Origin of the sequence: Mucilaginibacter pedocola (assembly GCF_002013915.1) — a bacterium.
Taxonomy (GTDB): Bacteria; Bacteroidota; Bacteroidia; order Sphingobacteriales; family Sphingobacteriaceae; genus Mucilaginibacter; species Mucilaginibacter pedocola.
Genome location: NZ_MBTF01000008.1, coordinates 86,757 through 101,250 on the forward strand (window position 1 = coordinate 86,757; position 14,494 = coordinate 101,250).

14 protein-coding genes are annotated in these 14,494 nt (G+C 46.3%); 12 read left to right on the forward strand and 2 right to left on the reverse strand.

Going from position 1 to position 14,494, the window contains the following annotated elements:
* Positions 1-77: 77 nt before the first annotated feature.
* From BC343_RS10920 to hemJ, 12 genes are all read left to right on the forward strand, one after another.
* On the forward strand, positions 78-929 hold the full coding sequence (locus tag BC343_RS10920; protein WP_078347816.1) for a hypothetical protein: 852 nt from the start codon (positions 78-80) through the stop codon (positions 927-929).
* Positions 898-1,302, forward strand: a complete 405-nt coding sequence (locus BC343_RS10925; RefSeq protein ID WP_143822145.1) for a hypothetical protein — start codon at positions 898-900, stop codon at positions 1,300-1,302. The genes BC343_RS10920 and BC343_RS10925 overlap by 32 nt, the downstream gene beginning before the upstream one ends.
* 12 nt (positions 1,303-1,314) lie before the next feature.
* The gene (locus BC343_RS10930; protein WP_078347818.1) at positions 1,315-1,785 is read left to right on the forward strand and encodes a hypothetical protein; all 471 of its coding nucleotides are present in this window, start codon (positions 1,315-1,317) and stop codon (positions 1,783-1,785) included.
* 71 nt (positions 1,786-1,856) lie between these two features.
* On the forward strand, positions 1,857-2,312 hold the full coding sequence (locus BC343_RS10935) for a hypothetical protein (protein WP_078347819.1): 456 nt from the start codon (positions 1,857-1,859) through the stop codon (positions 2,310-2,312).
* Between the two features lie 198 nt (positions 2,313-2,510).
* Entirely contained in the window at positions 2,511-4,085 is a 1,575-nt protein-coding gene (hemC, locus tag BC343_RS10940; RefSeq protein WP_078347820.1) for a hydroxymethylbilane synthase, read from the forward strand.
* A gap of 92 nt (positions 4,086-4,177) precedes the next feature.
* Entirely contained in the window at positions 4,178-5,146 is a 969-nt protein-coding gene (gene hemB, locus BC343_RS10945) for a porphobilinogen synthase (RefSeq protein WP_078347821.1), read from the forward strand.
* A 99-nt stretch (positions 5,147-5,245) separates the two neighbouring features.
* Positions 5,246-6,556 carry a glutamate-1-semialdehyde 2,1-aminomutase gene (gene hemL, locus BC343_RS10950; RefSeq protein WP_078347822.1) on the forward strand — a complete coding sequence of 437 codons (1,311 nt, stop codon included), beginning with the start codon at positions 5,246-5,248 and terminating at the stop codon, positions 6,554-6,556.
* Between the two features lie 115 nt (positions 6,557-6,671).
* The gene (locus BC343_RS10955; RefSeq protein ID WP_078347823.1) at positions 6,672-7,541 is read left to right on the forward strand and encodes a sensor histidine kinase; all 870 of its coding nucleotides are present in this window, start codon (positions 6,672-6,674) and stop codon (positions 7,539-7,541) included.
* 19 nt (positions 7,542-7,560) lie between these two features.
* Positions 7,561-8,265, forward strand: a complete 705-nt coding sequence (locus BC343_RS10960) for a response regulator transcription factor (protein ID WP_143822148.1) — start codon at positions 7,561-7,563, stop codon at positions 8,263-8,265.
* A 3-nt stretch (positions 8,266-8,268) separates the two neighbouring features.
* Entirely contained in the window at positions 8,269-8,790 is a 522-nt protein-coding gene (locus tag BC343_RS10965; protein ID WP_078347825.1) for a tetratricopeptide repeat protein, read from the forward strand.
* 90 nt (positions 8,791-8,880) lie between these two features.
* Positions 8,881-9,906 carry a uroporphyrinogen decarboxylase gene (gene hemE, locus BC343_RS10970; protein WP_078347826.1) on the forward strand — a complete coding sequence of 342 codons (1,026 nt, stop codon included), beginning with the start codon at positions 8,881-8,883 and terminating at the stop codon, positions 9,904-9,906.
* A gap of 128 nt (positions 9,907-10,034) precedes the next feature.
* Positions 10,035-10,568 (forward strand): protoporphyrinogen oxidase HemJ, encoded by a 534-nt coding sequence (gene hemJ, locus BC343_RS10975; protein WP_202909773.1) that lies wholly within the window; start codon positions 10,035-10,037, stop codon positions 10,566-10,568.
* A gap of 227 nt (positions 10,569-10,795) precedes the next feature.
* Here hemJ and BC343_RS10980 read toward each other — a convergent pair whose 3' ends face one another.
* Together BC343_RS10980 and BC343_RS10985 are read right to left on the reverse strand one after the other, a co-directional pair.
* Positions 10,796-12,988, reverse strand: coding sequence for an alpha-galactosidase (locus BC343_RS10980; protein ID WP_078347827.1), 2,193 nt, complete (start codon positions 12,986-12,988; stop codon positions 10,796-10,798).
* Between the two features lie 21 nt (positions 12,989-13,009).
* A complete protein-coding gene (locus BC343_RS10985; protein WP_078347828.1) occupies positions 13,010-14,281 on the reverse strand; it encodes a metal-dependent hydrolase family protein in 1,272 nt (423 codons plus the stop codon).
* Positions 14,282-14,494 lie beyond the last annotated feature (213 nt).

A 14,494-nucleotide genomic window follows, 5' to 3' on the forward strand; every position in this document is an offset into this window, starting at 1 on the left:
AGAAGCTCCCCTCTGCTTCATTCCCCCCTTTATTCTATCAGTAAATTTCCTACTTTAGGGTATAATTAAACCCTATCATGTTCGAAACTGTTTCTGTCGACGAGGCCTTGTTGCGCGGCAAACGTGTGGTTAGCTACCCGGTATTGGCCATCATATTTATTCCTATAGTTTTAGTATTTGCCCTATTTTTAAAACTGGAGTTTAGCGGCTGGTTCATTGCTGTTGCGATCATATTGAGTATTGTGCTGGGCTGGCTTTATTGGAGCATATACATTACCAAATGGCGGCTTTGGGCATTTGAAAATGTGCGCAATGTGCACGAGCTAAAAAAACGAGCTGTTAAAGAGAAACTGATTTGGGCCGATGGAAGTTTCTGGGAAAGAACAGAAATATGGTCGCCTGAGCAAAAGGAGCAGTGGATGGGTTTACAGGCCAAGTTCAAGCAAAACGATATTTTTCACAACGACGTGCTGGTGCCTGCGCAGGTAGAGGTTTACTATTCAAAATTTAATGCAGCCGGTACTTTGCTTATCGGCGTGCTGCTTTTTGTAGTAGGTATTTACTCATTTATATCCAACGAAATGGGGATGGTTCAATGGATACTGCTTGTGGTTGGAGCATTGCTTGCCGTTATGGGCTACAGGCATTATAACAACCCGAACCCACAACTCATTTTAAGTAACGATGGGGTTAAACTTGCTGACGGCGCCTTTTACAGGTGGGAGGATATCAGAAATGAGGACACTAAAGTGGTATCGAGCGGTAAAAGCAGCAAAACCTATTTTAAATTTATGAGTCCCGATGGAGAACAAAGCGTAGAGATATCAGAATTAGATATTACGCAAGCCAGGCTCGATCACTTATTGCGCATCTATCGCGGGCGCAGCGATAACAGATTTGCGGATACCAGAAATTTTAACAATGCGTAGCAGACCGTTGTTTATAATTGCTACCTATGTTACTTTATTGCTGGCTTTTGCTATTTACTGGTCTGGCAATTACACACGATTCAGTCACTACAAAGGAGATGATATTGTAATAACTATCGCGGTCCCTTTTGGGCTATCGTATTTGTTTTTTCCTGTGCTGGCATTTAATGGTATTAAATTTAAAGTATGGCTAATATTGATGCTGCCAATAGCGATAACAGGCCTGAGCCTGACCGCAGGTATGTTAACGCTTTTTATCACACAACTCGGCGGGACTGAAAAGCAAATTACTTTAATTTACGTGGTTTGGTATACCGCCTTTGCAGTTTTGGCAGCATGGATAGAGATGAATAATAAAAGAGTCAAGGTATAAGTTGATATTCCAATGAGTTTCCTAACCCCCGAAATAATAGTTACCAACCCCATTCCGGACGAGACGAAGATATATTACTCTAAAGAAGACGCCCTTCTAAAAGCAGCCGGGAGTTTAGGGTTGTTAGGCTTCGGGATAGATTATCTTATCGTAGGTACTTGGATATTTGGCTTGGCATTTACAGTGGCCGGTGCATATTATTCGTTTTTGAAAATAAGGATGCTGCTAACCTCTAAGCCGCAGGTCATCATCAATAAGCAGGGCTTGCAAACGGCAGATGCGCCGTTTGCTACCTGGGAGCAGGTTAAAGGGCTTAACATATCAGGAAAGTTGGACACCAGGGGCGCGCGCCCTCGTTTAAATTACCAACATCCGCAAGGCAAAACCTCAGTACGGATAGATCATTTGAACATTTCCGCACACAGCTTTATTACACTCTTAACGTTTTATCAGCACCCCTGGGAGTTTAGGGAGTATAAATAAACTTAATTTGTTGTGGTGGCGAGTAGATGGAAGTTATCTTTTGCTCGAATTACATAAATTTGTATTACCCAATGGAAGAGGCTTGCATATATTACTCCAAGAAAAAAGCGTTGAATAAAATGATGTTTGCGTTGGGTATTGGCTTTGTGGGGGGCTATTTTTTATTGACGAATAATCAAAGTAAAGGAGATGATAGCACGGGGTTCGCCGTTATTTTTTCTTTGTGTTTGCTTTTCTTTGTTTATAAAAATTACCGTCGCTACCGAAGTGCCATTCCGCAAATAATTCTAAATAAGCGTGAGTTATTCACGGCACAAGCAGGAGCCTGCAAATGGGAACAAATACAGCACGAAGTTGTGTATGAAAAACAATTTGGGAAAGGCAAAGCTTATTATCTTGAATATTGGCACCCCGCGGGGCCCGTGTCTATACGCATATCAGATTTGGATATAGAGCCAATGGAGCTTCACATGCTTTTGATAGAATATCGTAAACAAAACCAAAACATACAATCGGCCGGAGTTTAAATAAAGGCTTAGCGTACTTAGTGCTGCACCACAAGTTGCAATTTGCTAAACTCGCGGCAGCGTTACAATTTTTAGCTTTCTGCTTTCATCTTTTGGCTTTCAGCTCTCCCTCTAAGTCATTTTCCTGCAATTCATTCGCCTCACATTCCCTATCATCCCCATAAAAAATTAAATTTGCAGTAAAAATAAGTTACCCCTTTGGACAGAAAAATAATTATAGGAACGCGTGGCAGCGAATTAGCTTTATGGCAAGCCAATTTTATTAAAGACAGCCTGGAAGCACTACACATATCCGCCGAACTTAAAATTATAAAAACACAGGGCGACCGTATCCTCAACCTCAGTTTTGATAAACTGGAAGGCAAAGGCTTTTTTACCAAAGAGCTGGAGGAAGAATTGCTGGCCGGCACTATTGATATTGCCGTACACTCACATAAAGACTTGCCTACCGAAAACCCTCCGGGTTTGATCATTGCCGCAGTATCTGAACGTGAAGACCCTGCCGAACTACTTTTGATATTAAAGGATTGTACCGATGTTCGCCAGCGCCTTTCGGTAAAATTTGGTGGCCTGGTGGGTACATCATCCAACCGCCGCAAAGCGCAGCTGCTTGCCGTGCGCCCCGACCTGGAGATAAAAGACCTTCGCGGTAACGTACCAACCCGCATTGGCAAACTGCGCGACGAAAAATACGATGCCATTATGCTGGCCAAAGCCGGCGTTACCCGTTTAGGCATCAATTTGGATGAGTTTCATGTAGAAGAGCTTGGCCCTACCGAGTTTATTCCAGCGCCCGCACAAGGTGTTTTGGCCATACAAATACGCGAACGCGACCATATCCTGTACGAGGCCTTGCAAGATCTGCACCACCCCGATGTGGCCGCTGAACTTGCTGTTGAGCGTAACGTACTGAAGTTATTTGGCGGTGGCTGCCATTTACCGCTGGGCGTTTATTGCCGCAAGGATGATGATAAATTCCAGGTGTTCACGAGCAAGGCTGAAGACGGCGAAGGCTTCCCCGACAGGTTGTTTTTGGAGACCGATACGTTGGAGGGCCTGCCCGAAAAGATCGTTGCCAAATTTGCCAAAGACCGCAAATTCCCGCTGAAGGTATTTATCTCGCGCGATATTTCTGCCGGTAGCTATTTCCGCCGTGCATTAGAGAAAAATAAAATAGAGATAGAAGCCCGTTCGCTGATACGCACTGTGCGCACCATCAACAGGTTCGATAGCTATATCCTGAAAAACATCGACTGGGTGTTTTTCACCAGTAAAAATGCTGTTGAATACTTCTTTCAGTTGAATCCTGCGTTTCCGAAGAAAGTGAAATTCGGGGTGATGGGTACAGGATCCGAAGATATGCTGCGTAAGAACGGCCATTTTGCCGATTTTGTGGGTGAGAGCACCGATACGGCAGACGTAGCTGCCGATTTTGCGGCTGTAGCAAATGGTTCGGCGGTATTGTTCCCGGGGGCAGTTAACCCAATGCGGAGCATTCAACAAGGCTTATCGGCCGAAACAAAGGTGATAGACCTGCCTGTTTACGAAACTGTATTAGAAGAAAACGTAGAGCCTACCGGCGCCGACGTATTGGTATTTACCAGTCCGAGCAACGTAGAAGCCTATTTTGTAGATAACCTGCTGCAACCGCAGCAAAAAGTAATAGCCATAGGCAAATCCACAGGTAAAAAGTTCGAAGAAATGGGCGTAAGCTACAAGCTCCCCTTCTCTCCCGACGAAATTGGCCTGGCAGAAGCCGTGTTTGGCATTTGAGCCCCCTAACCCCCTGAAGGGGGGACTTAGAAGGCACAAAATATAAAATTAATAATTCAAAGAACTCCCCCTTTAGGGGGCTGGGGGGCAAGATGCAACGACCAAGAAGAAACCGCAAGAGTGAAGTTATCCGCCAGATGGTGCAGGAAACGCATGTGAGTGCGGCCAACCTCATATTCCCGCTGTTTATTGTGGATGGCGAAAAGCAGAAGACCGAAGTGGCATCGATGCCCGGTATTTTCCGCTATTCGATAGATAACCTGCTGCGCGAAGTAGAAAGCTGTATGAATTTGGGGCTGAAGTCGTTCGACTTGTTCCCGAACATTCACGACGATTTTAAGGATAAATACGCTACCGAAAGCTACCGCGAAGGCAGCTTGTACCTGCGCGCTATCAGCGAAGTGAAAAAAGAGTTCCCGGAAGCTTGCGTAATTACAGACGTGGCAATGGACCCCTACAGCAGCGACGGGCACGATGGTATTGTAGAGAACGGCGAGATCCTGAACGACGAAACTTTAGAGGTATTAGGCAAAATGGCCTTAGCACACGCACAAAACGGTGCCGATATTATTGCTCCGAGCGATATGATGGACGGCCGCGTAGGCTACATCCGCAAAACGTTGGATGATGCGGGTTTTAAGCATGTGTCTATCATGTCGTACTCGGCAAAATATGCCAGCGCATTTTATGGCCCCTTCAGAGATGCCCTGAACTCGGCCCCAAAATTTGGCGACAAGAAAACCTACCAAATGAACCCCGCCAATCAGCGCGAAGCTTTAATTGAAGCCAACCTGGATGAATTAGAAGGTGCGGATTTCTTGATGGTGAAACCAGCCCTGCCATACCTCGACGTGATTAAGCTGATAAAAGATAATACTGAATTACCGGTTGCTGCCTACAACGTAAGCGGCGAATACGCCATGATAAAAGCAGCCATACAAAACGGCTGGCTGAACGAGCAACGCGCCATCACCGAGGTGCTTACCAGCATCCGCAGAGCAGGCGCTACCGCTATACTAACGTATCACGCCAAAGAAGTGTTATTGAATAAGTGGCTGTAGGGGAAGTCCAAAGCTAAAAGTCTAAAGCGGAAAGCTTTGACTGTACATTATTATAAAAAGCTTTAAGCTTTGTGCTTTCTGCTTTAAGCAATAGAAAACATGCAAATACCCGATATAAGCAGAACCAAATCTGCAGAACTGTACGAAAAAGCAAAAACCTATTTCCCGGGTGGGGTTAACTCACCGGTGCGGGCCTTTAAATCGGTTTACGGCACCCCACTGTTTATCGAAAAAGGCGACGGCAGCCATATTTGGGATGCCGATGGTAACGAGTTCATCGATTTTTGCGGCTCATGGGGTCCGCTCATCTTGGGGCATAACCGTGCATCGGTACGCGAGAAGGTGATGGAAGTAATGCAGAAGGGTATGTCTTTCGGCGCTCCAACGGCTTTGGAAAACGAACTGGCCGAGCTTATTCTGAGCAACAATAAGTACATTCAAAAAATACGTTTTGTAAGCTCGGGTACCGAGGCGGTAATGTCGGCCATCAGGTTGGCAAGGGGCTATACCAAACGCGATAAGATATTAAAATTCGAGGGCTGCTACCACGGGCATACCGATGCTTTGCTTGTAAAGGCGGGCTCGGGCCTGGTTACTTTTGGCGAAACCTCATCAGCGGGCGTACCCAAAGCCTTCGCCGACGAAACCATTGTGGTTGCCTTGAATGATAAAGATGCGCTGCTGAAAGCCTTTGATGATTTTAAAGATCAGATTGCTGCGGTAATTATTGAGCCTATCCCCGCCAATAACGGCCTGCTACTGCAAACGCCGGAGTATTTAAATTTCCTTCGCGATACCTGTATCCAAAACGGTACCATGCTCATCTTTGATGAAGTAATATCGGGCTTCCGCGTAGGTTTTGAAGGTGCAGCAGCTTATTACAACATCCAACCGGATATTATCACCTATGGCAAAATTATTGGCGGAGGCCTGCCTGTTGGTGCCTATGGAGCATCGGCAGAAGTGATGGACCATATCTCGCCGGTAGGTTCGGTTTACCAGGCGGGTACGCTATCGGGTAACCCCGTAGCTATGGCAGCAGGTATAGCACAACTTACGGAGTTATTACAGCCGGGCTTTTACGAAGAACTGCATGACAAAACTGCAGGCTTTGTAAAAGCGATAGAAGCTTTTGTTGCCGAACGCGGTTATGAGTTGAAGGTATTTACCATCGGCTCCATATTTTGGTTCGCGTTCACCGGTAAAGAAACTATCAGTAGTGCCGACGATATCGATCCGCAAAGCATGCTTAAATTTAAGGCCATGCACCGCGAATTGATAAACCGCGGCATTTATTTAGGCCCGTCGGGTTACGAGGTTGGCTTTATATCGGCCGCCCATACAACTGCCGATTTGGAAACAACAAAAACTGCTATATTTGATAGCCTTGATATAGTGTTCGAGAAGTAGTTTGCAGTTAGCGGTGGGCAGTTTGCTTGAAGCTGCAAAAAATGCCAACTGCAAACCGCTAACTGAACTGCCAACTGTAAACCGCCAACTGCAAACTGAATAACTGCAAACTGATATGAGACGCTCACTTGTAATATTTTACGCCCTCCTCATTTACGCCATGGCCGAACTGGTATGGTGGGGGTATATGCTGGTGCACCTGCAGCCGCGCCGTTTTGCCATGATCATGGGCGAGGGCTCCATGTTCGTGCTGGTATTTGCTGTGGGAGCCTACTATATGCACACCTCTATGAAGAAGGAGCGTAAACTGATAGAACAGAAACGCAACTTCCTGCTATCGGTAACGCACGAGCTGAAATCGCCCTTGGCATCCATCAAAATATTGTTGCAAACCATCCAAAAGCGCGACCTGAGCAAAGCGCAGATATTAGATTTTATTGATAAATCGTTGCTGGATGTAGAGCGCCTTGATGATATGGTGGAGAATATGCTGCTGGCCGCCAAAATAGAGAACAGCTCGTATACCTTCCCTAAAGCACAGTTCAACCTTTCGGCACTGGTGGATAGTATTGTGAACCGCCTGCAAATAACTAAATGCGATTGCAACCAACAGATCATTAACGCCGAGATAGAGCCTAAGATAGAGATTACCGGCGATAAGTTCGCCTTAACATCGGTAGTGACCAACCTGGTAGAGAACGCCGTGAAATACTCGAAACCCTGCACAGCGGTAGAGGTGAAACTATTCTCGAAGAACGACAGGATATTTTTACAGGTGGCCGATCACGGTATCGGAATATCTGACAGTGAAAAAACACGCATTTTTGACAAATTTTACCGTGTTGGCAGTGAAGATACCCGAAATACCAAAGGAACAGGGCTTGGCTTGTATATTGTGAAGGAGGTACTGGATAAACACCAGGCCAGCATCAGGGTAAAAGATAACCGCCCTTCTGGTAGTGTGTTTGAAGTTGTATTTGCATAATAATCAAATTGATAGTATGATACCTACCAAAAAACGAATTTTGTTAGCCGAAGACGAGGAGCACCTGTTAGAGGCCATTAAACTTAACCTGGAGCTGGAAGGTTATAAAGTTTCTACAGCAAATAATGGTAAAAAAGCCCTCCAGATATTTAAAGAAGAGCGTTTTAACCTGGTTATACTGGACGTAATGATGCCCGAGATAGATGGCTTTGTGGTTGCCGAAACCATCCGCCTGGAAAACTCTGAGGTACCCATTATGTTCCTGACCGCCAAAAATACCAATGAGGATAAAATATCGGGCCTTAAAAAAGGTGCTGATGATTACCTTACTAAGCCCTTCAACCTGGAAGAGCTGATATTACGTGTAAACAACCTGGTAAAACGCAGCCTGAAAGGCGATGACCTGAAAGAGTTTAACAGCTATAAGATAGGCGAGAAAACCATCCACTTTAACTCTTTCGAGTTGGTGAACGAGGATGGCAGCATTACTGCGCTTACCAAAAAGGAAACCATGTTGCTGAAGCTTTTGATAGAGCGCCGCAATGAGGCCGTATCGCGCGAGCAGATATTGGAGACCGTTTGGAACTACGACGTGTACCCATCAACCCGTACCATCGATAACTTTATCCTCACCTTCCGTAAGTATTTTGAACCGGATCCTAAAAACCCGGTTTATTTCCACTCGATACGCGGCGTGGGTTACAAGTTTACCGATCTGCACTAAGGGATGTTTACAACACGCGCACGCATATTAGTGGCCGGCCTGTTTGTGGTAATGCTTGCAATAGTATTATCTATGCGTATATATCCTTTGGCAGCGGTATGCGTAATGTTTATTGCGCTGTTAATATGGGGCTACTTTAAGCAGGGAACCATAGTACTGGCGGCAAAGCATTTCCATAACAAGGATTACCGCGGTGCCGAGCGCCTGCTTAACGAGATAAGCCGCCCCGAGTGGCTGAGTAAACGCAGGAGGGGTTTCTACGAGTTTATTTACGGCGGCGTTTGCATGCAAAAAAAGGACTACGAAGAAGCCGAGCGCCATTATGAAATTGCCGCTCAATACCCGCTCCGCAGCGCTAACGACCATGTGGCTGCATTAATGCACGTAGCCAACATTAGCGTACGCAACGGTAATTACGATAAAGCACGCGCCTACCTGCAACTGGCCGAAAAGCACCGCGACCACATTACAGCCAAAATGAAGGATGTGATGGATAGGGTGGAGCAGGAATTGAAAAAACACTAAGCTCAGAATCAAGAGTTAAGAATCAAGAGCCAAGAATTAAGATATGTGTCTTGACTCTTGATTCTTAACTCTTGATTCTAAATAGACAAGATGAGAGATTCGTTATTTATAATAGCCGCATTTTCTGAAGCTACCGAGCGCCCACCTGTGTGGATGATGCGCCAGGCAGGCCGTTTTATGCCCGAGTACTGGGAAATAAAAAACAAGTATTCGTTTTTGGAAATGTGCAAAACGCCCGAGATAGCTGCCGATGTTACCATGTTGCCGGTAGACCTGTTGGGTATTGATGCCGCTATTTTGTTTTCGGACATATTGGTTACCGGCGAGGCCATGGGCGGCGACCTGAGCTTTACACAAGGTGTTGGCCCCAAATTCGCCAACCCGGTGCGTTCACAAGCCGATATCGATAAATTAAGCGATAATGTAGGCGATAAGCTGCAATACGTTGCCGATGCGATAAAAGTAATTCAGCAGCGTTTGGATGGCAAAATACCCTTGATAGGTTTTGCCGGCGCACCTTTCACGGTGATGAGCTATTTGGTTGAAGGCGGATCGTCTAAAGATTTTAAGCTGACCAAACTGATGCTGCACAACGAGCCGGAGATGGCTCACCAGCTATTGTCGAAAATTGCTACTGTGACTGCCGACTACCTTAACCTACAGATAGAAGCCGGCGTGAACGCTGTGCAGATATTTGATAGCTGGGCGCAGGCATTATCATGGGATGATTATACCGAGTTTTCGCATAACTATATACAACAGATCATCAGCAAGCTTAACCGTAAAGATATCCCGGTGATATCGTTCTGTAAAGGCAGTTCGGTTTTTGCGCCGCTGATGGCAGAAGCAAAACCGGATGTAGTATCTATCGACTGGAACGTAGACCTGCTGGATATCAAAAAACGTTTACCACAGGGCGTTGCCGTGCAAGGCAACCTGGATCCGCATATTTTGTATGCTGATAAGAAGGTTATTAAAGAACGCATACACCGCTTGTTCGAGCGTATGAAAGGCGAGAACGGCTTCATCTTCAACTTGGGCCACGGCATTATGCCCGATATCCCTTTTGATAATGTGAAGTACGCGGTAGAGGTGATAAAAGAATGGGCCCCCTAACCCCCTGAAGGGGGAACTATTAGGTAGGCGTTTTAATAAATTTGCAATTCAAAAGCTCCCCCTTTAGGGGGCATGGGGGGGTTAATTCAAAAAGTACCCCCTTCAGGGGGCGGAGGGGGCTCACCATTATGTATTTATACGTACGCGCCATACACATCATATTTGTGGTCTGCTGGATGGCGGGGCTGTTTTATATTGTGCGCCTATTTATTTACCATCGCGAAGCACAGGATAAGCCGGAGCCGGCTAAAACCATCCTGTCGGAGCAGTTCGAGATCATAGAAAAGCGGTTGTGGTGGATCATCGCAACGCCCAGCATGTACTTTGTGATAGCGGCAGGTGCTACCATGCTGCACCTCAACCCCGGCTTGTGGACCATGCCCTGGCTGCATGTAAAACTCACCTTTGTGGTAGGCTTAATTGCTTACCATTTTGTCTGCCAGAAAATAATGAAGCAAATGGCCCGGGGCATCTACAAATGGACCTCCATCCAACTCCGCCTTTGGAACGAACTGGCTACCATCATCCTTTTCGCCATTGTGTTTTTGGTAGTCCTGAAAAGCGCCATTAACTGGATATTCGGCGTTATCGGCATCATCCTTTTTAGCCTTATCATTATGTCGGCTGTGAAGGTGTATAAGTATTTCAGGGAGAAGAAATAAGCGTATCTGAAAATCCTTGTGTCCTTTGAGGTTATTTTACCGCAATGGACACAAAGTTTTCGCAAAGAGGCGCAGAGCCGGTATTAGTATCAAAAAGCTTAATAATAGCCCCAATACAAGCCTTTGTGTTCTTTGCGCTCACCATAACGCTGATCCTCTGCGTTCTTTGCGGTAAAAACGCAAGCACGCCTCTCAAATTATTTTACCACAAAGGGAAAACCAATCTTTTACTTCCCCCTTACCGCTATCAGCACACTATTCCTGCCATCCCTTACATCGGGGTTCAAGCCAACGGTCATTAAAAACTTGCCCGAGTAAGTTGCTGCGGCAATGCTGGAGTTGTGGCCCGGCATTAGGTTCACTTCGCTCACTTCGTATTGTTTATCTTCCTGCAGTCCTTTCATTTTGATAGGTAAATGGCTGCCAGCCTGGTAGCGATTGTTCACTAAATAGTTGAACATAATGGCGTTGTTTTTGGCGCTATCTACATACATTATCGATGCTGCATCGTTCGTGCGCGGGTCTTGCAGGCGGTACTGGTCGCCGTGCCAAATGGCTTCGCTGAACTCTTTGTAGGTTTTTAGTGCACCTTGCGCGTAGGCCAGTTCTTCGGGTTTTAGTTTACTCACAACAATATCAAAACCCAGTTTACCCATCATGGCCACATCCGTGCGGAATTTGATAGGTTGCTTGCCCCAATCGGTAACGTGGTTGCTGCTGGCAAGGGCAGGGTAGAAGTAAGAGTACTCCCATTGGATGAACACACGCTCTATAGGTTCGGTATTATCGCTTGGCCAATATTCGGTGAAGTATTTCAGCGCGCCATAATCAACCCGGCCACCGCCACCGCTACAAAGCATCATGGGTACTTTAGGGTATTTGGCGCGTAGCCTGTCTAACACGCTGTAAAGCCCGCGCACATAGTCGGTGTAAAAATTACCCTGATTTTTTTGATAAGGCGAATAGGCGTTATACATCAGTGCGTTGCAGTCCCATTTAATGTAGGCCAAGTCGGGGTTCTCTACAAAAAGCTTATCAACTACTCCAAATACAAAGTTTTGCACGGTGGGGTTGCTCAGGTCGAGCACCAGTTGGTTACGCATATAAAATTCCGGGCGGTTGGGTTGTTTTACTATCCAATCGGGGTGTTTTTCGTAAAGTTCGCTTTTAGGGTTCACCATTTCAGGTTCTACCCATATGCCGAATTTTACGCTGTTCTCTTTGGCAACTTTAACCAGGTTGCCAATGCCGTTGGGTAGTTTGGCTTTGTTCACCTGCCAGTCGCCCAGCCCGGCATGGTCGTCGTTGCGCGGGTATTTGTTGCCGAACCAACCATCATCTAACAGAAATAGATCGGTACCTAAGGTTTTGGTATCTTTTAATAAGGCTGTAAGCTTTGCATCATTAAAATCGAAGTAAGTAGCTTCCCAGTTGTTCAGCAGAGTAAGGCGCGGACCCTGGCCATCAACAATTTTGTATTTGCGTGCCCAGCTTTGCAGGTTGCGGCTGGCTTCGCCTTTACCTTTATTGCTCAAGGTATAAACAAATTTGGGTGTCTCGAAGGCTACGCCCGCCTTCAGCGTATAATTGGCAGCATAGTTGTTGGCTCCGGCTATCAGGCGCAAGCCATTAGCAGGGTCAACCTCCAGGTCGATGCGGAAGTTACCGCTCCATTCTAAATTGCCATAAAGTACCTGGCCATCATCCTCGCCGGCAGGTTTGTTGAGCGATACCATGAACACCGGCGGCTGAAAAATATCCGCACGTGAGCCTAATTTACTATCCAAAGTTTTTATGCCGTGGTTTAGTTGTTCGTCTTCGGGGCGCATTTCCTGTGCCCACTCGCCATGGTAATGTTTCAGCCAGTAGCTATCGGCCTGTACGTACAGGTTTGCCGAAGCGTATTTGTTAAGCACCACATCCTTTTTCTCGTGATGGGTAATTACGCTCCATTGCTCGGTTACGTTCTCGTTAAAGTAGGTTTGGTAGTTCAGTGTTACCTCAAAATTGTAAAGCGAATCTTTCAGGTTGATGCTCAGCAGCGATACATCATCATTCAGCTTGGTAAACTTATGGCTTACGTACTGCAACTCCAATGATTTATTACCATCGGCATGGGTTACTTCAATGGCAGGCTCCAGCAGGTTATGCGTGCCGGATGTGGTGTAGGCAGAATTATAAACGTTATCGTACCTGTCCAGCTTGGTTACTTTAGGTACAGCGCTGTATTCGCTTTGGTTGGCCAGCTTACCGCCAAAATAAACCATGCTGAGGCGTTTATCGTCACCCACGCGCAGTACGATGGCGTTGTTTTTGGTTTCGATGGGGATAACGGTAGATTGTGCGTCGGCAGTAAAAGTTTTCAGCGCAAGCATGCAGATGACCGCCGCGCGTGATGAGTAGCGTAAAAGTAAATTCATACAGGTTTTTGTTGGTTGGTTCTATTTTGTATCCGGCGGGTATACAAGGCCATCCTTCATCACAAAAATAACTTGCGTTACCGCTTTTATGTCGGCAGATGGGTCGCCGGTTACGGCTACAATATCGGCTAAATAATCGGGTTTAATATTGCCCAAATCCTTCAATCGAAAAACTTCTGCATTAACAGCGGTGGCAGAGCGCAGCACATCAATAGGTTTCATGCCGTACTCAACCATCAGCAGCATCTCCCGTGCGTTTTCGCCATGCGGAAATACGCCTACGTCGCCGCCCATACAAATGGTTACCCCTGCTTCCATAGCTTCGGTGAAAATTTTGTGTTTATTTTTTACCGCTTCTGGCTCCGGGTCTTTTCCTTTCTTCCAGCCACGGTATTCGTATATAGCTTCGGTAGCGGCCAAAGTGGCGCACAGCGCAATGTTTTTTGCCTTCATCTGCTTAAACAGTTCGGGTGTGCCGCCATCGCCATGCTCAATGGTGTTTACGCCAGCCTCTATCGAACGGCGCATACCCTCCGTGGTGCCCGAGTGTACCGCAACCTGCCTGCCGCTGCTGCTTGCTACCTGCACGGCAATTTTTAATTCATCGGCGGTAAAAGTAGGTTCATTGGTGTTGTGCGGCCCCCAGTGGTAATCGGCATATAGCTTTACCACATCGGCCCCGTGCCCAATTTGCGAGCGTACCGCGCGGGTGAGGCCTTCGCTGCCATCGGCTTCCTCGGCACCTTTTATCAGTTGCAATTCGCTTACTTCGCTTTTGGGGCCGTAACTACCTGTTGCTACAATAGCGCGGGTAGCCACCAGCATGCGCGGGCCGGGTATAACACCTTTGTTAATGGCGCTTTTTAGCCCCGCATCGTCATAAGCTGCACCTTCGGTACCCAAATCGCGTACCGTGGTGAAACCTGCCTTTAAGGTAGCCTTAGCATGTTCTACAGCGCGGGCGGTGCGTTCCGCTTGGCTCTCTTTCAAAACTTGGTCGTCCCAGCTGGTTTCGTTATAAGGGTGCAAAAAAAGGTGCGAGTGGCCCTCTATCATTCCAGGCATTAAGGTGGCGCCATTAAGTTCAATTACCTTTGCAGATGCCGGCGCTTTAACGCTTGATGGCTCGCCGACGGCAGCTATGTGTTTATCTTTCACCAGCACCCACCAGCCGCTGTGCATTTCCTTCCCGTCGAAAACACGGGCAGGTTTTAGCAATGTATAATTATCCTGTGCAAATAAGCGGAGGCTAAAAACGGAAATAGCGGCAAATAGGGCTGTAGTTTTTTTCATGATGTGGTTAGGTATTGGGTTGTAAGTTAGGAATTAATACCATTAAATAGCAATTGCACAACGCTTTAAAGCTGATTTTTATTAATCATTAAGCAATTGAGTTGAATTTATTAATTCTGTATTCTGTTTTTGGATGGTTGATTTCTTTATGATTAAAAATTCGCATAGTTTAAATAACATGTATAGCCATTTAATAGCTGGGTACATATCAGC